Below are 19,393 nucleotides of genomic sequence, written 5' to 3'. Positions count from 1 at the left end.
TGTGGAACAACAGTATTCTAAAAGCCGTGTTGGTCAAATCATCACGGTTTTTGCTACGTTTTTAGCATTTATGGGAATAGGAGTTGTGGATCCAATTTTACCGGAGATTGCGGCTCAAATAGGAGCTTCTCACTGGCAAGTTGAAATGCTATTTACGTCATACTTATTAATGATGGCTATCATGATGATTCCAGCTGGTATCTTAGCTTCCAGATTTGGAGATAAACGCTTGATGGTTACAGGGCTTATTATTGTAACAATATTTGCTGCGCTCTGTGGGTTGTCGAGTAATATTCCACAGCTATCAATTTTTCGTGCCGGTTGGGGATTAGGTAATTCATTCTTCTTCGCAACTGCTATGACGCTGTTAATAGCCCTATCAGGCGAAGTGAAACAAGCAGTTGGAATGTACGAAGCAGCCATTGGATTAGGCATGGCTGGTGGACCACTGGTTGGTGGTGTACTTGGTAGCTCTTCATGGAGACTACCGTTTATTGGAACTAGTATTTTGATTTTTATTGCATTTATTCTTGTTTTAACAATCGTTAAACAACCTGCTTCTAGTAAGCCAAGAAAGGCAGCAGGCTTTAAAGATATTATTCAGCTCTATAAGTGTAAGCCGTTTACTCAAGGTGCACTTTCTGGAATGCTTTATTATTATGGCTTCTTTACCGTGTTAGCTTATACACCTCTTATCTTGCCGATTAGCGCTTTGCAAATTGGGTTTGTCTTCTTTGGTTGGGGGTTATGCTTAGCTTACGGATCTGCTATTTTAGCTCACAAATTAGAAACGAAATATCAGCCGAAACAAGTGCTCCATATTAGCTTGATTATCTTTGCTGTTATCTTAGCTTTACTATTTGTAACGGATAATACGGCGCTGCGGATTGTTCTTGTTATGCTATCAGGCTTAGTATCAGGACTAAACAATGCACTATTTACAAGCTACGTTATGGAAGTATCACCGTATGAAAGAGGAATTACTTCAGGTGGATATAATTTCCTTCGTTGGTTAGGAGCTGCGTTTGCCCCGTTATTATCAGGTGTAATCGGTCATGCAATAGCACCTCAAGTACCTTTTTTAGTTGCTGCTATTATTGCAGTTGTTGCGTTTATTATCATGAAAGTGAAAGTAAAAAAAGTTTAAAAACAATAGGTTAAAAGAACTAAGAGAAAGGCTGGCTAGCCTTTCTCTTTTTTGACTAACTTTGAGGGAATTAAAAAATAGTGTATAATAGAGACAAGAACGTAAATTTTGTTCTAGATTATAGGAGTGTGATGCGAGTGGCCACCTGTAAGAACTGTGACCATAAATGGAATTGGAAAACGTCTGTTAAAAAATTATTAACGCTTCGAAACGTAATGAAGTGTCCACATTGTGGAGAAGAGCAGTATATGTCCGCAAAATCTCAAAAAAGATTGTCAATCTACTTATTTACACCTCTGATTCTCTGGCTTATCTTATCCGTACTTAATTTCCCTCTACAAAGTGTAATGACGGTTACCGTTCTCGGATTTGTTGTTTCAATTATGATGATGCCTTTTTCATACGAGTTAAGTGATGAAGAAGAGCCGCTATGGTAAAGCTCATGTCTACATGAGCTTTTTTTATGCCTACTAATAAAAGTTACCATCGTAACAAAGTCTAATACTAAAGGCAGCCAGCTAACGGAAACGCGCCTTCAAAAAAGAACCATCTAGTCCTAAAATGTTTACAGCATATGAAAAAAGGGAAAATAATTTTATGTTTTTTATGGCTAATGACAGACCAGTTAGGCATTTATTTTAGGAATTTCAGCTCATTTTCAAGTCTGGGATGATCTTATATGCTTCTTTATTCGTTTAGTTAAGCGTAGCGGGTAAATATGTTACGAAGAAATAAGTAATGAAACATATTTTGATTTATTATACTAAAGCAAAGTGCATGTACAAAAAGAAGGTGTATACAAATGGTAGTTCAAACATCAAAAACGGTCTTGCAGCGCTTTTTTTCAGAGCGTTTTTTTGACCAAGCAGCCCAAACAGCATACTATTTTTTATTGTCCTTTATCCCATTCATCATTTTTTTATTTTCATTGCTAAGCTTCTTTCCCATTGACACCAATAATTTATTGGTGCTTATTCAGCCCTTTGTGCCGGAAAGTGCATACGATATTATTGAAAGATCCGTTACGTCTGTTTTAAACCAAAGCGGAAAGAAATTATTGTCTTTTAGTCTTATTGCTACGTTTTGGCTTGCTTCAATGGCAATTCAATCTCTTGTACGTTCTTTAAATGATGCGCATCAAATTCAGCGTAAGCAAACTTTTCTTCATGCATTAATCAATGACTTGATTTTGACTCTTGGCTTTATGATTATTGTATCATTATCGCTTTTTGTCCCAATCATAGAGGAGATTTCGCGACATTTTATCGTAACAAAAGTTAAGATTCCAGATTTTTGGTATACAAGTTGGACCATTATTCGTTGGGGAATTGGTACGAGTTTTCTGCTTTTATTCTTTGTCTTTTTCTATAAAATGGTGCCGAGTGCCAAAATTGCATGGAAAGAAGTATTACCAGGAGCTATCTTTGCAACCTTAGGCTGGCAGGTGGCTTCAACTGGATTTTCGTATTACGTGAAGTTTGGTAGCTATTCTGAAATATATGGTCAATTGGGGAGTATTATCATCTTAATGATTTGGTTTTATTTAACTGCTGCTATTTTATTAATTGGAGGGCTAATAAACGGTCATCGCTATCAACGATAAAACCCGCTGCTACAAGCAGCGGGTTTTTCTATTTACTATGAATAGAGCTGGTAGAAATACTTGGGCGCGTTACAGCGATTACGGTTGCGAGTAAACCTAGTAAAACTAAAATGGACCCGACCCAACCGTTAAATAATGAGGAATAGCCGTTAATAATTATTCCGCCCACATAAGATCCTGCAGCAATTCCCAGATGTGAAATAGCAACATTTGTACTGATTAAAACATCTGGGTTGCCCTTTGCACTTTGAATAATTAAATTGTTCTGAGCAGGTGAAACAGCCCAGCTTAGAGCGCTCCAAACCGTCATTACAATTAAGAACAAAATAAAAGGAAGCTTAACGGCAAAAGGAAGAGCGACCATGCTTAGAAAAAAAGCACCGATGATTCCAATGACGGCAGTAGGTGCTCCAAGCTTATCTGAAAGAACGCCACCCAAACCTCCACCTGCTACGGCTGCTAATCCGAAAATTCCGTATACAAGGGTCACCATTCCGCTTGATAACCCAAATGTTTCTTGTAAAAATGGCGTGAAGTAAGCATATAGCGTTAAGTGCCCGGCTAATACAAAAAAGGTTGCGATATGAATGGACAGCATTTTTGTATTTCGAAGTGCATTAAGCTGCTGCTTAATCGGTACTACTGGAGCAGGTTCTAAGCGCTCCATGCTAATTGCAACAATAACCATAATAACCGCTGTTAACAGCGCAATTAAAATAAAGACTTCACGCCACCCAAACGTGTTTCCAATGAAAATGCCAATTGGAATTCCAAGTACTAACGAAGCGCTAATACCCATAAATACAATTCCTAGTGCTCTGCCTTGGTATTCCGGTTTCACAAGGCGCGATGCCATTGTAGTAGATAATACTATAATGAACGAACCGCTCATAGCAGCTAATACGCGAGAAACCATCAGCATGGAGTAACTCGTACTAGCTAGCGCCACGATATTACTAAGTAAAAAGATAAATAAAGCCCATAGATACACTTTTTTACGTTCAAATTTTGCCGTAATGTTTAACAAAACTGGTGCTGAAATCGCATAAACAAGAGAGAAGATGGAGATTAGATACCCAGCCTTTGCAATTGATACTTGAAATGAACTTGCGATGAGGTCGAGAATGCCGCCTAAAATGAGCTCAACAGTTCCCACAACGAAGGAAGCAATCGCAAGTATGTACACTTTATGATTCATAAATAAAACTCCTTTTAATAAAAGTTACAACTGTAATAGTAACTTTTATTTCATCTTCTTTCAAGTGTAAAATAAAAAAAGATTGCTTTTATGCAATCTTTTTTACTTTACGTTTATTATGGAGTAAGCAAGTAACGTCGGAGAGCTAGGGTGACTACTAATAGCGAAGGCGAGTAAGAAGTCGCATAATCGTTTCATCTTCCAGCAGCTGCTCTTGGTATTTCTTTGTGATATAGGTAAGAGCGACATCGTGATAAAAAAAGTCGGTAAATACTTTAACAAGTGGCTGAGAATTTGTCTTAATAGCTTTCCAAGTCTCGTTTTCGATTCCTGCAAATAGCAAAGACTGTTCATCCACGATAACGAGCTGAGATGGTTCTAGCTTTTCATGGTGTTCCATGGGATGAAGGGTACTCGTATTTTCCAAGGTCGTTCGCAAGTCTCCAATTGTTAAGATTTCAACCGAAACTCCTTCTCTTTCTTTCTCTTCTAATAAGGGGCGGTAGTGCTCAAGCGTTGTATTCCAAGCCGATAGTAAAATCGAATGCGACGCATCTTGAATGAGTTCATCAATCGTGGCTATAATAGTTGCTTCATCTTTTAGTGTCCACACGTGATCATCTTGACTAACCTTTCTTATCTTATAAGACTGCAAATCGCGAATATCTTCTTCAAACTCTAAGCTTAATTTTTTAATAATGACATCAAGTGATACAGCGGAATAAAACTTTTTTTTACCTGAAAGAGTGTTTAATACGACACCTTTTTCAACGAGTTTATCTAATACTTCATAAATCTTTGCTTTTGGTACTTGAGATGCACGAACAATAGCCGTTGCGTCCAACGATTCTTCGCTCGATACAAGCGCTTCATATACCTGACTTTCATATTGAGAATAACCGAACTTTTGTAGCATAAAACCTCCAAGAGTCTCTAGTAATAAGTTGTATGTATTTTATTATAACAAATCTAGTTTACAAAACCATGTTGTTAGCGGGAATAGTGCGATTATTATCTGTTTTTTGCATAAATTGTTTGAGATGAAAATACTAAATGATGTATATTACATAGAATGTATATTGAGTAGTGTTCAATTAATCCTCTTAAAAATGGATGAGACACAAGGAATAAGAATGAACCCTTTCATGAATCTCTAGACGCACGCCTTGTTATAGCAGGATTTTATTCATGACTTTTAGCTGTTGAGTGTCTTACTTTCCCATATAAAAATTGAATGCCGGCATAAGTAAAGATAACAATACTACCTAGTAGTAAAACGACGCATGCGCCTGCTTGAAAAAAATACTTCAATCTAAATCTCTCCTTTAACTCTTTGTTTTCTATTTAAAATCTAAGTAGCGAATGTAGTCACATTAAATAGAAGACTATTTTTGTATCTCCATTATAAAAGAACGTACTAATCACACCCTACTACGGGAGCTTACAGTTTTCTTACAGAGCTGTAAGGAAACAAGGGTTCATAACATTTCTCTAATTAAAGCGCATACTATATAATAAGGATAAGAAAATACTGGAGAAAACAAGCATGGTCTTTTGGCGATGCTTTTATGTATAGAAAAGGAGGAATGAGTCGATGAGTTTACGAGAACGATTGCTATACGTTGCTGAAAATTTTTCTGCAAAGGAAAGCGATGCTTTGCTTTCTCACGAAGTCGACAATATGCTAACGAGACGAATTCCACTTTCGCTTTATAAGCTTTCTGAAATTAACCGCGAAGAATTCAAAATAACCGGGATGCAAACTGCGTCTTTTCCATACATCAGCATATTAGATAAAAAGAGCGTAACAGGCCTTGCGATATCGTATGTGCTGAGTGAAGATGGACAGAGGCTATACCTTGTTTTAAAAAGGGAAGAAGAGGATGCACCTACTATTGCTGACATTCGCTTTTATACTCCTGAGCATGAACGAATAAAGAAGGATCATTTATTGATGATTGGCACAAGTAGTTATGCAAAGAATTTTGAAGATAACGTAGCGTTATACGTGCCTTATCACATCGAAGACTTTGCAACTGATCGTCAGCTTTATGAAGATCTGACATTATTTATTGAAATCCACCGTCAGTTTTTAAAAGCACACGGAATGAGCAAAGAGCTTTTATCGGACAAAGATGTAATAACTCACATGAAAGAATATATCAAATCACAAGGCTTTACGTATGAAGATGAGGATTTAACAAACATTTATTTGTCACTAAAAACAAAGCCGTTTATCATTTTGTCAGGCATGAGCGGAACAGGGAAAACCAAACTAGCGCAGCTACTAGCAGAAAGCCTTGGCGCAACGTTTGAAAACGGAAGGTTAGCTCTAATTCCTGTTAGACCAGACTGGCATGATGGTTCAGACTTGCTTGGTTACATTGACCTTAGAGGTGATTTTCGAAAAGGAGCCTTCTTAGGAATTGTGCAACAAGCCATTCAACATCCCAGCTATACATACGTGGCAATATTGGACGAGATGAATCTAGCCCGTGTTGAACATTATTTAAGCGACGTGTTAAGCGTAATAGAAAGTCGAAAGTGGCAAGAGCGTAAAATTAAAACAGCACCGCTATTACCAGGCCACAGAATGTTTCGTGATGTATATATACCTCCTAATTTATTAATTGTAGGTACGATTAATATGGATGAAACGACTCATTCATTCAGTCAAAAAGTGTTAGATAGGACTAATACCGTCGAGCTTAATACAATTCACCTTGATTCTTTTGAAAGTCTTACACAGGATTCTATAGTTACGGCAGGAGTTGAAACAACACAGATTCAAAGTATATATATTCATTTAAAAGATGCGTACGTTGAGCATGCGGAGTTGATCCATGAAGTTACAAATGAATTAATGTCTTTAAATGAATTATTAAAGCCTATTGATTGTCAAGTTGGTTATCGGATGAGAGACGAGATTTGTTTTTATATGATTTATGCCATTAAAAGTGGCGTGTTTACGTTTGACCAGGCATTTGATTTTCAGCTGCTACAAAAAATAGCTCCACGCATTAGCGGAGGTGACGCATACACGTTTGAAGTGTTAAAGGAACTATACTATTACTGTACCAATACGTTTGTTGATCAAGATATTGAAACAGCTGTTATTGAAGCAGAACGAATGCGCTTCCCTCGCAGCGCGAAAAAAGTAATGGAGATGATTAGAAGGTATGAGGCATTCGGATATACATCATTCTGGACAAATACCGTTCGTTAAAATTACAACGAAAGACTGTGCGATCACTATTAGCGGAAAAGTTGAAACGCTTAATAAAGACGCAAGCGAGTCGATGTTCTTTTCTTGTACAGGGCAAGATATTGAAACGGTGGAGGTGTATCATCCTGAGGAGGGAGAACATGTACAAAGCTCACCTCTTCAGCCTTTATTTTTTGAAAATGAACAGTATGAAGTAATGGTTGTGTTAAAGGGGAAAAAAGAGCTGTTTTTAGTAAATGAAATGACAGGTATTAAGCAAAAAAGTCGTAATGTGTATGGAGAGGGACAGTCAATTTTGTTCAGTACAATTTTTCTGCAAAATGAAATTGGCTATACAACGTTCCACGTTATGAGCGGGATAGAAAAAATTATAGCGTTTACGCTAGAAATATTCCCTATCAAAATGGACTATAAAAGTGATTACCTTTCTATGGTTAAATCCATTAATCAATCAACGTATGGGATGGCTTACAAATTGATTGGCAATACGTATTTAGAAGGTTCTTTGGATTTGACAGTTAAAGAAGGAAATTGGCTGGAATTTTATCATGTTTTATCTCATCACTTTCAACCTTTTATGAAATATATTAACCAAATAGAAAAGCAGCCAACACGCACGATTTTGAAGGAGAAAGAGTTTATGAGAGGAGACCAGCTCAAAAAGCCAGATAGCTTATCAATAGGATACTTGCGTAAACACCCTAATTATTTCGTACCTGCTAAAAGAGGTATCCGTTTAAAACGGAATAAATATGTAATACCGAACAAAGCCATTGGCACAAGTAGAAGCGACACGGTAGATACGCTTGAAAATCAAACGATGAAATGGATGTTAATGACTGTTGAGAATAAGCTAGAACAGCTTTTTTTACACGTTATGAATCGAAAGGAAGAGTATCATGGTTCCATGGTGAAACGGAATATGATAGAAGAAATTAATCGCATGCAGCAAGCTGTAAAAACAGTTCACTCCAACTTTTTTTGGAAACAGATAAGTACTAAATCAGTCTATTCAATAGATCGTCGTATTCGCCAAATTCCTGTCTATAAAGAAGTATGTAAGTACTATATGATGTTAATGCGAGGAATTACATTGAATGGAGAATTTTATACGCTATCTCTGAAAAATACGGCGTGGTTATATGAATATTGGGTTTATTTACGAATACGTGATCTACTTCAGACACATGCGACCTTAATAACACATAACAGCATAAAAATGATAGAAAATGGGCTGTTTATGAATACTGGAGCATCACACCATGCATTTGTTTCAAACAGCGGGAAGCGTATTTATCTTTTTTATCAAAAAGAATTCAGATCAAAGTACACCACTACTCAAAGGCCGGATTTAGTATTGGCGTTTGAACAAAGCAATGGAAAATACGAGAACTATGTTTTTGATGCCAAGTATCGGGTACAGCGCAAAAATCACAAACTTATTCCTAAGGAAGAAGATCTAAATACGATGCATAGATATCGCGATGCTATTTTAAATAGTGAAAATGAGCGTATTATTCAAAAGGCGATTGTATTGTTCCCGAGCAATGATAAATCTTCTGCAGACCCTTTTCTTCAAAGTGTTGAAAAAGTAGGGATAGGAGCGCTCCCTTTCTTACCGACCAATGAAAGCATAGTAAAAGACTTTATCTTAGGTCTTTTGACCAAATTTAACTAGCATATACTTTAAAAGAAACGTAAGGCTGCACCGTTTTCTCAACCAATCTATATACTGAAAATAAGTTCAATTGAACTCCTTTAAAAAATAGAAAATGGAGGGGAACAATGATGGTAGAACAATCAATATTTCAGCAATTAGTAAATGCTTCTGCTCATGATCGCTACACGTATTTTATCGAGCAAGTAATTAAATGCAAACGAGTTTGGATTGTTCTTGATGAACATAATCAGGTAAAGATGACTGGAAATGATGATAACAAGCGGTTAGTACCCGTATGGCCTTGCAAAGAATATGCACAGTGCTGCTTACAGCATGCACCATCTGGTTGCAGAGTCATTGCTATTTCTCTTGATACATTTATGAATGAACTCTTACTAGGTATGAAGAAAAAGGGCATGTTATCCTCTGTATTTTGGAATGGGTTAGATACCATTATTATCGGTGTTGATCAGCTATTGTTCGACTTAGAGTGGGAAATTGGAAAGACAGAGATTATTCATTAACCCTTTTAGGTCTTAGCGATTTTTATAGTTAGATATAGGACCTTTAGATTGTTTTGGATTTAAATTCTTCAGCTTATTTTTGAGATAATCCTGTAGAATTTTTCGCTTTTTCTTTCGCTGTTTGTCGCGGTTTTTCATAAGTAATCACCACCTTCCTTTACTTTTATTATACGTAATAATTAGTATTGGTCACTAGTCAAAATAAAAAAATAACCGAAAAGCGTTTGCTTTTCGGTTATTTTTTTTGAGGATCATGAATATCTGAATCATGTTCTTCTGCAAATTCGGTACTATATGCAAATCCTTTTCGAAACTCTGTTCTTTTTACAGAACGCGTTCGATTTTGAAAGAAATGCGCTAGTGAGTAGCGGTGTACAAGCACTTCAACACCAGTAATAATCGTTGCTGATAAAATGCTTCCCCATGCTATTTGCATATAGTTATTCAATAAAATTGTCCCGAACACCCATACGCTCATGTAGGTTAAGATGAAATCAAAAGCAGTAGCTGCTTTATTACCTAAAGCAGGAAGAATAATGCGATCACCTAATATGTAAGATGCAGCGGTTACAAAAGCGCTAAACGATAAAATGTCAACAAACGTTGCATCGAAAAATAAGTCTAGTCCAATGGCGAATGCAATTATACATGAAATGAATTTTACGACGATAATGGAAATGTGCTTCATGTGTTTTATAAACCTACCTTTTCTTCTTAGTATGGACGAAGAATTATTTTTTATACAAAATCAAATTTTATGTAATATTTCTGTGACAAATTTAGATATTAGTTGTAATTTCTTGTTGGATTTTCTAAAATGTAAAAAGATAGAGTCGCATCATATGTATATACGACAACGATGAATCTGACAGGAGGAGCAGATTGTGAAGAAGATTTTATTGTTCACAGTAGCTGCATTATTAGCTACATTTTTTATTGACCGTGCCTATAGTGAACGCAATCAGGCACAGCTAGAGTCTCAATTAGTAGATGAAATAAATAAAACAAAAGAAGAAACGAAAAGTGATTACGCAGTAATTGATTTTAATGAACTCTTTGATTTTAACTGGGATGAAGTATATGTCTTTGGTCCAGAAGCGTCAGTAAAAGATGTTAATAAAGAACTTGGCTTTAAATGGTCGGATGCTACATTAAACAGCGTGTTAAATAGTGAGGAAAATGTCGTTGTATTTGTAGAAAACAAACAGATTACCCAGTATATCAAGGTTCCGGTCGATTATGGCACCATTATTCCTAAAGAATCTGTAGTAAAAAAAGCGAACAATTAACTGTTCGCTTTTTTTTATGCCTTTTTCTGAATCGTCTTTTTACGAGGTTTTTTGGGTTGTAAGTTAGATTGATCAATACTCAGTTTTAACATTTGCATCAGCTTGGTAACGTCTTGTTCAGACTGCTGCTGGTTAAAAGAAGCCATCGCTTCTTTGTTTTGAATAAGCTCATGTAGCATATCGCGATAGTCATCATGATGCACTTTTGGTTCAAATGGAGCAGATAATTTATTAATAATCTCTACAGCGGCTACACGATCTTTCGTTGATAGAGATGGTAACGAATCAATATGAGGAACGTCTTGTATATGCCGAAGCTCTTCATGAAAGTGTAGCGTTTGTAATAAAAGGCAGCCTTCATAAGAGCGGATGATTGCAAGCTGTTGCTTAGAATATAAAAAGACTTTTGCAATACCAACCTTTCCACTTTGTGCAAGCCCTTCCAATAGTACGCTATATTCGCGCCCACCAAATTCAGTGGCTGAAATATAATAACTTTTATCAAAGTAGATTGGGTCAATTTCTTCTAGCTGGACAAAATGTAAAATATCGATAGTTTTACTTTGAGAAAATTGCTTTTTTAGCTTATCTAGCTCATGTTCTGATAGCGTCACAAAGTGACCTTCGCTTGTTTCATATCCCTTAATCAGTTCATCTGAATGAACATCACGTTCACAATGTTCACAGCGTTTTACATGATGAATGGGTTTGTAACAAACTGAGTGAAGCGTTCGCAATTTGATATCTTTGTCTTCAACTGCTCCGTGAAGCTTAATTGGAAATTCAATCAATCCAAAAGATAGCTGGCCTTTCCATGCTGTATGAAGCAAAAAATCACCTCGTTTTTTCTATAGTGTGCAACGAGGGACAGAAGATATGTACATCATTAATTAAGACTATTAAAACATAAATAGTCTTAATTAATCTATGTTCTAAATAAACAATATAAAAGAGGATTTGAGTAAAGCTTATTCATTGAAGAATGGTTGGATAGGAACATGAGAAGCAGGAGAAGTAACGTTTGAGTTTTTATAGATGGTGATTTCTAGTATGGAGTTTTGAAGAGTTCCAATAATCTTTTTATTGGTCAACAAAAATGGGAAATCAATGGTTTTTTCAATCTTTTCTTCACGTGAAGCTTTTTGAGACGTATGCTGTTTATCATCGTATTCCTCATAGGTCACTTGTTTCGTCGCTACAAGGAAAAGTGATTGTGATTCAACTGATACATGAATATGTTGAGGGTGGTAACCAGCAAGCTCTATTTCCACAATATAAGTACCTTCCGTTTCGAATAAATCTGCGCGAACTGAATCATAATCTAAATAGCTCATAAAAGGATTTTGTAAAATTAACTCTAGCAGTTCTCGAAAACTTTTTGAGCAATCGTTCTTAGAATGTTTGTTGTTCATACTTGTTTCCTCCGTTAAGATACACGTTCTTCCATAACCATCATATGCAAGCTTTCAAAGAGTGTGAAATGATGTATAGAAAGGAAAAGGTACCATGACTCGAGATAAACGAAGAACTGATGAAGTTACAACAGAAATTTTATCAGGAGTTATGCCATTATCTCTTTCAACAGAAAAAGGTAATGAGCTTCCAGAGGAAATTCAAGCGATGCAAGCCAATAAAGAAAAAAAGAGCCGCTAACGGCTCTTTTTTTGTTACATATCGTGACCGCTATTATGCTTTTGACGAGTATGCTGACGATTTTTTACTTTATGAGATCCACTAAGTGGTTCAGGTTGCCCAGTTTGATGTCCTTTAGGTGCGTTTTTATGCATGTCTTTACTATCGTTTTTGTTCATATGAAAGCTCCTCCTTTTCGTTGCTTCTCTTTTAATGTCGTTCATTATAGAAGCATTTATGCTCGGCATTTTTAACCTGTAAAACAAGGGTATGAATAACAGAAGGATATGAAACAATACAACAGAACAATGTAAAAAGGAGAGATATTATGCCATATCATAAAAATAGCCAGCAGGCTTTTCAAGCGGCTCAACAAGGTCATAAACAAACGTTAGACGCGTATGCACAATCAAATATTATAAAACACGATGCAGCGTATGGACACGAACTAAAACTTCTTAAAGAAGAAATCAATGAAACATATCAACAAATTAATAATGCGCTGGAAACAGCTACTGAAACACAGCGTCAGCAGCTTACACAGTTTCAGCAGGACTTGCAGGGGATTATGAACGAAGTAAATGAGTAAACAACCAAAAAGCCATGTGGAAACATGGCTTTTTATGCTAGAAATCATGAGGTTTAAGGTATGTGCTTATCTAACACTAATAATCATTATGACCTATAAAAGCTCATGTTAAACGAGATTATTGATTTTTTTTACGTTTTTTATTATTTTGCTTTTGTTGTTCAGTAAGCGGCTCATTTGAAAATTCTTCGTTAAAACCCGCTCCTTTTCCTTGAGCGCTAGCAGCGTTTGCCCCAGGAATGACATGCTTTGATTTATGATTAGCCATTTGACTTCACCTCCATTTTTAATATGCGCAAAAGTCTATGAAATATGAATTATTAGAAAATGTTTGTGATTAATGATTATGTTATAAGAAAAACTTATGTAAATTAATAACATTCTTTTTATTTACTTATGTATAACATTATATTAAGATAGATGGTGAAGGGAATAGAGGATGGGGTAAGTAAAATCCTTTATACATAGCATTTAAGGGGGTAATGAAATGACTAAAAAAGACGTTTTTAACGCTCGTTCGTCATTCACAGTTAACGGTAGCACATATAATTATTACCGCTTACAAGCATTAGAAGAAGCGGGTTTAGGAGCGGTTTCAAAATTACCGTATTCAATTAAAGTATTATTAGAATCTGTTCTTCGTCAAGTAGACGGACGTGTGATTACAAAAGAGCACGTAGAAAATTTAGCAAAATGGGGAACTGATGAAATTCAAGAAGTAGATGTGCCGTTTAAGCCATCACGAGTTATTCTTCAAGACTTCACAGGTGTACCAGCAGTTGTTGATTTAGCATCTTTACGTAAAGCAATGGCTGATTTAGGTGGGGACCCAGATAAAATCAATCCAGAAATTCCAGTAGACCTTGTAGTTGACCACTCGGTACAAGTAGACAAAGCTGGAACATTAGATTCTTTACGAGTGAACATGGACCTTGAGTTCCAACGTAACACAGAACGTTATAAATTCTTGAACTGGGCTCAAAAATCATTTGATAACTATCGTGCTGTACCTCCTGCAACAGGAATCGTACACCAAGTAAATTTAGAATATTTAGCAAACGTAGTTCATGCAGTAGAAGAAAATGGCGAATATTTAGCGTTTCCAGATACATTGGTTGGAACTGACTCTCATACAACAATGATTAATGGTATTGGCGTTTTAGGTTGGGGCGTTGGTGGTATTGAAGCAGAAGCAGGAATGCTTGGTCAACCTTCATACTTCCCAGTACCAGAAGTTATTGGCGTAAAACTAACTGGTGAATTACCAAATGGTACAACAGCAACAGACCTTGCTTTAAAAGTAACACAAGTACTTCGTCAAAAGGGCGTTGTTGGAAAATTCGTTGAGTTCTTCGGACCAGGTGTAGCCCAGCTTCCATTAGCAGATCGTGCAACAATTGCTAATATGGCACCAGAGTACGGAGCAACCTGTGGATTCTTCCCAGTTGATAGCGAAGCGTTAGACTATATGCGTCTTACAGGTCGTGATGAAGCTGATATTCAGGTTGTCGAACAATATACAAAAGAAAACGGTTTATTCTACACTCCAGATGCAGCAGAACCAACGTTTACAGACGTAGTAGAAATTAACTTAGCCGAAATTGAAGCAAACCTTTCAGGTCCAAAGCGCCCTCAAGATTTAATTCCGCTTTCAGATATGCAAAGTGAATTTAAAAAAGCGCTAACGGCTCCTGTAAGTAACCAAAGCTTTGGCTTAAGTACTTCTGATGTAGAAAAAGAAGTAACTTTCAAGCTTGCTGATGGTACAGAAACAACAATGAAAACAGGTGCAATTGCGATTGCTGCAATTACAAGCTGTACAAATACATCAAATCCATATGTATTAGTAGCAGCTGGTTTAGTAGCTAAAAAAGCAGTTGAAAAAGGATTAGATGTTCCGGCTTACGTAAAAACATCATTAGCACCAGGTTCAAAAGTTGTAACGGGTTATTTACAAAGCTCAGGCTTACTTCCATACCTTGAAAAGATTGGTTACAATGTAGTTGGGTATGGCTGTACAACATGTATCGGAAACTCTGGTCCATTAGAAGACGAAATCGAGCAAGCAATTGCAGATAACGATTTATTAGTTACGTCAGTGTTGTCAGGTAATCGTAACTTTGAAGGTCGTATTCATCAGCTTGTAAAAGGAAATTACCTAGCATCTCCACCGCTTGTTGTAGCGTATTCTCTTGCTGGTACAGTTGATATTGATCTGCAAAAAGACCCAATTGGTGTAGGATCAGATGGTAAAGAAGTATTCTTTAGTGATATTTGGCCATCTCAAGACGAGATTAAAGAAGTAGTAAAAGCAACTGTAACGCCAGAATTGTTCCGTAAAGAGTACAATCGCGTGTTTGATGATAACGAGCGTTGGAATGAAATTGAAACAAGTGAAGAAGCTCTTTACACGTGGGATAATGATTCAACATATATTCAAAACCCACCATTCTTTGAAGGATTATCTGAAGAGCCAGGTGAAGTAGAAGCATTAAATGACCTGCGTGTTGTAGCGAAGTTTGGGGATTCTGTAACGACAGACCATATTTCACCAGCGGGTTCAATTGCAAAAGCATCGCCAGCTGGTCTGTATCTACAAGATAAAGGCGTTGAGCCAAGAGACTTTAACTCATACGGATCTCGTCGTGGTAACCATGAGGTAATGATGCGCGGTACGTTTGCAAATATCCGTATTAAAAACCAAATTGCGCCAGGCACTGAAGGTGGATGGACAACGTACTGGCCTGAAAATAAAGTGATGAGCATTTATGATGCTTGTATGAAATACAAAGAAGAAAACACAGGTCTTGTTGTGTTAGCAGGTAAAGATTACGGAATGGGAAGCTCTCGTGACTGGGCTGCTAAAGGAACAAACTTACTTGGTATTAAAACAGTTATTGCTGAAAGCTTTGAGCGTATTCACCGTTCAAACCTTGTATTAATGGGTGTTCTTCCACTTCAGTTTAAAGAAGGCGAAAGTGCTGAAACATTAGGCTTAACTGGAACAGAAACAATTGCTGTTCAAATTGATGAAACAGTAAAACCACGTGACTTTGTAAAAGTTACGGCAACGGATGAAGCTGGAAACAAAAAAGAGTTTGACGTATTAGTTCGTTTTGATAGCGAAGTAGAGATTGATTACTACCGTCATGGCGGTATTTTACAGATGGTATTACGCGATAAGCTTCAATCAAAAACGCACGCATAAGATAGCAAAAACGCACCTTTTGAAGGTGCGTTTTTCTTTTCATTTTTATAAAACGCTTTCAAGTATGATATGATAATAAAAGATTCACATTTTAGGATGATTTTGCATGTTCTTGTACATATATAAATAAAAAGGGTCTTTGATTTCATAGAAGTTGGCTGAAGGGAGTAAGCGTAATGCTAAAAAAAGTTATAGCAACATTTTTGTTGGTGGGATTTGCTGGTTTTGCTGTGTGGCAAGCTTTAGCACCAAAAGATGATGAAGGAGAAAAGCTGTCATCGTATGCAGATTTAAACATAAAAGAAGGACAGGCTGAAGTAACAAATGGAGAGCCTTATGGCCTAGAGCCTGGAGACCAAGCTCCGCCCTTTACGTTAAAGGATACAGAAGGTAAATCAGTTCAGTTATCAGACTTTAAAGGGAAGAAAATTATTTTAAATTTTTGGGCTACGTGGTGCCCTCCTTGTAAAGAAGAAATGCCAGCTATGCAGCAGTTTCATGAAACATCAGGAAAAGAAGTTCATATCCTAGCTGTGAATTTAACGTCGTCTGAAGGTAGTAAACAAAGTGTTTCAACCTTTTTAAAAGAAAACAAACTATCGTTTCAAGTGCTTCTAGATGAAAAAGATGAGGTAGCTACAAAATCATATCGTGTGATGACCATTCCAACTTCATACTTTATTAATGAAAAAGGTAAAATCGTTAAGCGTATTAATGGACCAATGACGCTAGAACAAATGGAGGCCTTTGCGTCTGAAAGCAGCTCATAACAGCTGCTTTTTTTTGCGAATAAAATGAAACCTTTCATTAGGCATGTTCGTATAGAAAGTATGGTCGAAAATTGATCTTTACTTTAGAAAAAGCTGCGTGTTTTAGCAAAAAATGATCAAATTTGGAGCGTTTTGAATTTTTTAGGTTTAATGTAAAGGATTATGGCAAAAATAATAGTAATTTATTGCAAGGTTATTTTTCAGACTTTTCCAAAATTTAAAAAGAATAGGTGATAAAGATGAGAAGAGTAAATAAACGCACGTTTGAAGAGTTAGTAAAAGAGAATAAAACTAAGTTGTTAGAAGACCGACAAGAAATTGACAGAATTGAGCGTGCCATCGAAGAGCGTCTAGAAAAACGTATGCTTGAAAAGGCTGAATAGTCCCTCTTGAAACTGGTTACAGTAACAGCAAGGAGGGGTTAACATGGGAAATCCGAAGAAATTCGCCAAACGCTTTGTACCTGACCACATTGGCACTCAGCCGCGAGAAGCCGGTGGTAACAATGGCAAGAAAATGCAAGATAAATCAGGAAAACACCCTCAAGTTATTCAGACAAAGGGAGAATAAAAAGTCGCTGTTTAGCGGCTTTTTTTGTTTTAAAAGGGTGTTATTTTCCACTTATACAAAGAGGAAACCGCTGCATACTAGAGGTGTACGAAAAAAGTATTTTAAAGGAGGTTTTTACTATGACATGGAGTAAACCAAATCCAGATGACCGTAGCAACAACGTAGAACGTTTGCAATCAATGGTTCAAAATACAATTGATAATATTGAAAAAGCTGAGGCTACAATGGCGCATGCGACTGGAGAAGAGCGTGCAAAAATTGAGCAAAAAAATCATAATCGAGAAGTAAGCATAGAAGCGATGCGCAACGAAATTCAAGACGAATCTAAAGCGCGTGAAGAAGGATATCCTAATTCGACTAACTAAGAAACATAAAGGCCAATTTTGGCCTTTATGTTTCTTTTATGTTTCTAATGAACAAAGAAAGGGAATAAACAGCTGATACTATTCATGAGGAGGAAAACCAGTGGGGCGCCTATTAACAAGTAAAGCAACATATCTCATGCTTGCACTTATATTATTACTAGCAATCGTTGCATTCTATCATACATACAAGCCGTTGCCTCAAGGCGTTTCATATGAAGGAAACGTACATTATGTACAGGACGTATCGCTGTTATATGACTTAACGTATCAAAGCGGTGATGAAGGTAAGAGTGAGCAACAAATTTTCCGGCGGATTTTTGAAGCAATTGATAATGCTGAAAACTTTATCGTTATGGATATGTTCTTATTTAATGGCTATTATGATCAAGGTGAAACCTATCCAGCTATTAGCGATACGCTAGCAGGAAAATTAATTGAAAAGAAAAAGAAGGAACCCAACGTAGATATTTATTTTATTACCGATGAAGTAAACACAACGTATGGTTCACATCAATCAGAGTGGCTAGAGTCATTAAAACAAGCGGGGATTAAGGTTGTGGAAACGGACGTTACAAAGCTTAGAGATTCCAACCCTCTATACTCAAGCGTTTGGAGAAGTTTTTTGCAGTGGTTTGGACAATCTGGAGAAGGGTGGATTGCTAATCCATTTGGTGAGAATGCACCGAAGATTACGGCAAGGTCTTATTTGAAACTGTTTAACGTAAAAGCTAATCATCGGAAAGTAGTGGCTACAGATAAAACAGCTATTGTTTCATCAGCTAACCCTCACGATGCCAGTGGCTATCATTCTAATATGGCTTTTGAGGTGCAGGGAGATATCATTGATGATGTGGTTAAGACAGAAAAAGCCGTCGCCGATTTTTCGAGTAATGTGCAGGTACCGAAGCTCAGCTATGAAAAAGCTCCAAGTGGTGATATCGGTGTGCAGCTATTGACAGAGGGGAAAATATACAAAGAAATCATAAGCACGTTGGATCACGTACAATCAGACGATGAAGTATGGGTGGGGATGTTTTATCTTGCGGATCGCCAAGTTGTCAAAAAGTTAATACAAGCTTCTAATAAAGGTGCTAAAGTTCGGCTTATTCTGGATCCAAACGTCAATGCTTTTGGACAAGAAAAAATTGGTCTGCCTAATCGCCCTGTAGCTGCTGAGTTGTTAGATGATTCAAGCAACAAAATACAAGTAAGATGGTATAACACGGCCAAAGAGCAGTATCATCCCAAAACTCTATTTGTTCGTGGAAAGGGCGAGAGTACAATCATTGGAGGATCAGCCAACTTTACAAAACGTAATTTAGATGACTTGAATTTAGAGACCAATGTTAAAATTACCGCAGATTCTGATGAAGCTATTATGAAAGAAATGACTCAGTATTTTACACGTTTATGGGGAAATGAAGATGCAACTTATACCCTTCCATATGAAAAATACGAAAATAAAATGACCATTTTCCAAACATTACTTTATCGCATTCAAAAGATGCTTAGCTTCACAACGTATTGAATGCTGAGCCGATAAGTAGTGAAACTACACCAATTTGTGGTAATATAATACCGGTATGATTGCAATGTAGGAGGAAATGAAAAG

The 19,393-nt window shown here is 36.8% G+C and carries 23 protein-coding genes; 15 read left to right on the top strand and 8 right to left on the bottom strand.

Annotated features, from left to right (window positions below):
- The first annotated feature begins 1 nt into the window (after position 1).
- From EPL02_RS00575 to EPL02_RS00565, 3 genes are all read left to right on the top strand, one after another.
- The gene (locus tag EPL02_RS00575; protein WP_131886776.1) at positions 2-1,147 is read left to right on the top strand and encodes an MFS transporter; all 1,146 of its coding nucleotides are present in this window, start codon (positions 2-4) and stop codon (positions 1,145-1,147) included.
- 137 nt (positions 1,148-1,284) lie between these two features.
- Positions 1,285-1,584 carry a TIGR04104 family putative zinc finger protein gene (locus EPL02_RS00570; protein WP_094910009.1) on the top strand — a complete coding sequence of 100 codons (300 nt, stop codon included), beginning with the start codon at positions 1,285-1,287 and terminating at the stop codon, positions 1,582-1,584.
- A 365-nt stretch (positions 1,585-1,949) separates the two neighbouring features.
- Positions 1,950-2,750 carry a YihY/virulence factor BrkB family protein gene (locus EPL02_RS00565; protein ID WP_094910010.1) on the top strand — a complete coding sequence of 267 codons (801 nt, stop codon included), beginning with the start codon at positions 1,950-1,952 and terminating at the stop codon, positions 2,748-2,750.
- A 28-nt stretch (positions 2,751-2,778) separates the two neighbouring features.
- Here the strand turns inward: EPL02_RS00565 and EPL02_RS00560 are convergent, their stop codons facing one another.
- The 3 genes from EPL02_RS00560 to EPL02_RS21055 form a co-directional block, all read right to left on the bottom strand.
- Positions 2,779-3,948 (bottom strand): MFS transporter, encoded by a 1,170-nt coding sequence (locus EPL02_RS00560; protein WP_131886775.1) that lies wholly within the window; start codon positions 3,946-3,948, stop codon positions 2,779-2,781.
- Positions 3,949-4,105: 157 nt separating this feature from the next.
- On the bottom strand, positions 4,106-4,864 hold the full coding sequence (locus EPL02_RS00555; RefSeq protein ID WP_094910012.1) for a TrmB family transcriptional regulator: 759 nt from the start codon (positions 4,862-4,864) through the stop codon (positions 4,106-4,108).
- 266 nt (positions 4,865-5,130) lie between these two features.
- Positions 5,131-5,259 carry a hypothetical protein gene (locus tag EPL02_RS21055; protein WP_256993251.1) on the bottom strand — a complete coding sequence of 43 codons (129 nt, stop codon included), beginning with the start codon at positions 5,257-5,259 and terminating at the stop codon, positions 5,131-5,133.
- 283 nt (positions 5,260-5,542) lie between these two features.
- Between EPL02_RS21055 and EPL02_RS00550 the strand changes: the two genes are divergently transcribed.
- From EPL02_RS00550 to EPL02_RS00540, 3 genes are all read left to right on the top strand, one after another.
- Positions 5,543-7,174: an McrB family protein gene (locus EPL02_RS00550; protein WP_094910013.1), complete on the top strand. Its 1,632-nt coding sequence runs from the start codon at positions 5,543-5,545 to the stop codon at positions 7,172-7,174.
- Positions 7,128-8,852, top strand: a complete 1,725-nt coding sequence (locus EPL02_RS00545; RefSeq protein WP_131886774.1) for a DUF2357 domain-containing protein — start codon at positions 7,128-7,130, stop codon at positions 8,850-8,852. The genes EPL02_RS00550 and EPL02_RS00545 overlap by 47 nt, the downstream gene beginning before the upstream one ends.
- A gap of 107 nt (positions 8,853-8,959) precedes the next feature.
- Positions 8,960-9,358 carry a DUF2750 domain-containing protein gene (locus tag EPL02_RS00540; RefSeq protein ID WP_094910015.1) on the top strand — a complete coding sequence of 133 codons (399 nt, stop codon included), beginning with the start codon at positions 8,960-8,962 and terminating at the stop codon, positions 9,356-9,358.
- 235 nt (positions 9,359-9,593) lie between these two features.
- Here EPL02_RS00540 and EPL02_RS00535 read toward each other — a convergent pair whose 3' ends face one another.
- A complete protein-coding gene (locus EPL02_RS00535; protein WP_131886773.1) occupies positions 9,594-10,046 on the bottom strand; it encodes a YndM family protein in 453 nt (150 codons plus the stop codon).
- A gap of 196 nt (positions 10,047-10,242) precedes the next feature.
- Here EPL02_RS00535 and EPL02_RS00530 point away from each other — a divergent pair, with 196 nt between their 5' ends.
- The gene (locus EPL02_RS00530) at positions 10,243-10,647 is read left to right on the top strand and encodes a hypothetical protein (protein WP_094910017.1); all 405 of its coding nucleotides are present in this window, start codon (positions 10,243-10,245) and stop codon (positions 10,645-10,647) included.
- A 14-nt stretch (positions 10,648-10,661) separates the two neighbouring features.
- Here EPL02_RS00530 and ku read toward each other — a convergent pair whose 3' ends face one another.
- Positions 10,662-11,477, bottom strand: a complete 816-nt coding sequence (gene ku, locus EPL02_RS00525) for a non-homologous end joining protein Ku (RefSeq protein WP_131886772.1) — start codon at positions 11,475-11,477, stop codon at positions 10,662-10,664.
- A gap of 138 nt (positions 11,478-11,615) precedes the next feature.
- Positions 11,616-12,059: an Hsp20/alpha crystallin family protein gene (locus EPL02_RS00520; RefSeq protein ID WP_131886771.1), complete on the bottom strand. Its 444-nt coding sequence runs from the start codon at positions 12,057-12,059 to the stop codon at positions 11,616-11,618.
- Between the two features lie 94 nt (positions 12,060-12,153).
- On the opposite strand from EPL02_RS00520, the gene EPL02_RS20710 reads away from it, so the two are divergent.
- Positions 12,154-12,300: a hypothetical protein gene (locus EPL02_RS20710; RefSeq protein WP_165932485.1), complete on the top strand. Its 147-nt coding sequence runs from the start codon at positions 12,154-12,156 to the stop codon at positions 12,298-12,300.
- A gap of 14 nt (positions 12,301-12,314) precedes the next feature.
- On the opposite strand, the gene EPL02_RS00515 is transcribed toward EPL02_RS20710, so the two are convergent.
- Complete coding sequence (locus EPL02_RS00515; protein ID WP_061784644.1) at positions 12,315-12,458, bottom strand: small acid-soluble spore protein P; 144 nt, start codon at positions 12,456-12,458, stop codon at positions 12,315-12,317.
- 149 nt (positions 12,459-12,607) lie between these two features.
- Between EPL02_RS00515 and EPL02_RS00510 the strand changes: the two genes are divergently transcribed.
- Positions 12,608-12,868, top strand: a complete 261-nt coding sequence (locus EPL02_RS00510) for a hypothetical protein (protein WP_131886770.1) — start codon at positions 12,608-12,610, stop codon at positions 12,866-12,868.
- Positions 12,869-12,986: 118 nt separating this feature from the next.
- Here the strand turns inward: EPL02_RS00510 and sspO are convergent, their stop codons facing one another.
- Positions 12,987-13,136 carry a small acid-soluble spore protein O gene (sspO, locus tag EPL02_RS00505; protein WP_094910021.1) on the bottom strand — a complete coding sequence of 50 codons (150 nt, stop codon included), beginning with the start codon at positions 13,134-13,136 and terminating at the stop codon, positions 12,987-12,989.
- Between the two features lie 219 nt (positions 13,137-13,355).
- On the opposite strand from sspO, the gene acnA reads away from it, so the two are divergent.
- From acnA to EPL02_RS00475, 6 genes are all read left to right on the top strand, one after another.
- Positions 13,356-16,076: an aconitate hydratase AcnA gene (acnA, locus tag EPL02_RS00500; RefSeq protein WP_094910022.1), complete on the top strand. Its 2,721-nt coding sequence runs from the start codon at positions 13,356-13,358 to the stop codon at positions 16,074-16,076.
- A 176-nt stretch (positions 16,077-16,252) separates the two neighbouring features.
- Positions 16,253-16,846 carry a TlpA family protein disulfide reductase gene (locus tag EPL02_RS00495; protein WP_094910023.1) on the top strand — a complete coding sequence of 198 codons (594 nt, stop codon included), beginning with the start codon at positions 16,253-16,255 and terminating at the stop codon, positions 16,844-16,846.
- A 239-nt stretch (positions 16,847-17,085) separates the two neighbouring features.
- On the top strand, positions 17,086-17,229 hold the full coding sequence (locus tag EPL02_RS00490; RefSeq protein ID WP_094910024.1) for an FbpB family small basic protein: 144 nt from the start codon (positions 17,086-17,088) through the stop codon (positions 17,227-17,229).
- Between the two features lie 43 nt (positions 17,230-17,272).
- On the top strand, positions 17,273-17,416 hold the full coding sequence (locus tag EPL02_RS00485) for an acid-soluble spore protein N (RefSeq protein ID WP_025911133.1): 144 nt from the start codon (positions 17,273-17,275) through the stop codon (positions 17,414-17,416).
- Between the two features lie 119 nt (positions 17,417-17,535).
- Positions 17,536-17,781: a small acid-soluble spore protein Tlp gene (tlp, locus tag EPL02_RS00480; RefSeq protein ID WP_094910025.1), complete on the top strand. Its 246-nt coding sequence runs from the start codon at positions 17,536-17,538 to the stop codon at positions 17,779-17,781.
- A gap of 100 nt (positions 17,782-17,881) precedes the next feature.
- Entirely contained in the window at positions 17,882-19,309 is a 1,428-nt protein-coding gene (locus EPL02_RS00475; protein WP_311858253.1) for a phospholipase D family protein, read from the top strand.
- The last annotated feature ends 84 nt before the right edge of the window (positions 19,310-19,393 follow it).

This window comes from Bacillus sp. CBEL-1, from assembly GCF_004348885.1.
GTDB classification, from domain to species: domain Bacteria; phylum Bacillota; class Bacilli; order Bacillales; family Bacillaceae_H; genus Priestia; species Priestia aryabhattai_A.
This window is presented reverse-complemented; position numbering and strand designations above follow the sequence as displayed.

Coding starts and splice junctions, on each gene's coding strand:
- EPL02_RS00535 (WP_131886773.1), bottom strand. CDS start 10,046: ATGAAGCACATTTCCATTATCGTCGTAAAATTCATTTCATGTATAATT.
- tlp (WP_094910025.1), top strand. CDS start 17,536: ATGACATGGAGTAAACCAAATCCAGATGACCGTAGCAACAACGTAGAA.
- EPL02_RS00485 (WP_025911133.1), top strand. CDS start 17,273: ATGGGAAATCCGAAGAAATTCGCCAAACGCTTTGTACCTGACCACATT.
- EPL02_RS00560 (WP_131886775.1), bottom strand. CDS start 3,948: ATGAATCATAAAGTGTACATACTTGCGATTGCTTCCTTCGTTGTGGGA.
- EPL02_RS00490 (WP_094910024.1), top strand. CDS start 17,086: ATGAGAAGAGTAAATAAACGCACGTTTGAAGAGTTAGTAAAAGAGAAT.
- EPL02_RS00515 (WP_061784644.1), bottom strand. CDS start 12,458: ATGAACAAAAACGATAGTAAAGACATGCATAAAAACGCACCTAAAGGA.
- EPL02_RS00555 (WP_094910012.1), bottom strand. CDS start 4,864: ATGCTACAAAAGTTCGGTTATTCTCAATATGAAAGTCAGGTATATGAA.
- EPL02_RS00510 (WP_131886770.1), top strand. CDS start 12,608: ATGCCATATCATAAAAATAGCCAGCAGGCTTTTCAAGCGGCTCAACAA.
- EPL02_RS00520 (WP_131886771.1), bottom strand. CDS start 12,059: ATGAACAACAAACATTCTAAGAACGATTGCTCAAAAAGTTTTCGAGAA.
- EPL02_RS00540 (WP_094910015.1), top strand. CDS start 8,960: ATGATGGTAGAACAATCAATATTTCAGCAATTAGTAAATGCTTCTGCT.
- acnA (WP_094910022.1), top strand. CDS start 13,356: ATGACTAAAAAAGACGTTTTTAACGCTCGTTCGTCATTCACAGTTAAC.
- EPL02_RS00565 (WP_094910010.1), top strand. CDS start 1,950: ATGGTAGTTCAAACATCAAAAACGGTCTTGCAGCGCTTTTTTTCAGAG.
- EPL02_RS00550 (WP_094910013.1), top strand. CDS start 5,543: ATGAGTTTACGAGAACGATTGCTATACGTTGCTGAAAATTTTTCTGCA.
- EPL02_RS20710 (WP_165932485.1), top strand. CDS start 12,154: ATGACTCGAGATAAACGAAGAACTGATGAAGTTACAACAGAAATTTTA.
- sspO (WP_094910021.1), bottom strand. CDS start 13,136: ATGGCTAATCATAAATCAAAGCATGTCATTCCTGGGGCAAACGCTGCT.
- EPL02_RS00545 (WP_131886774.1), top strand. CDS start 7,128: ATGAGGCATTCGGATATACATCATTCTGGACAAATACCGTTCGTTAAA.
- EPL02_RS00495 (WP_094910023.1), top strand. CDS start 16,253: ATGCTAAAAAAAGTTATAGCAACATTTTTGTTGGTGGGATTTGCTGGT.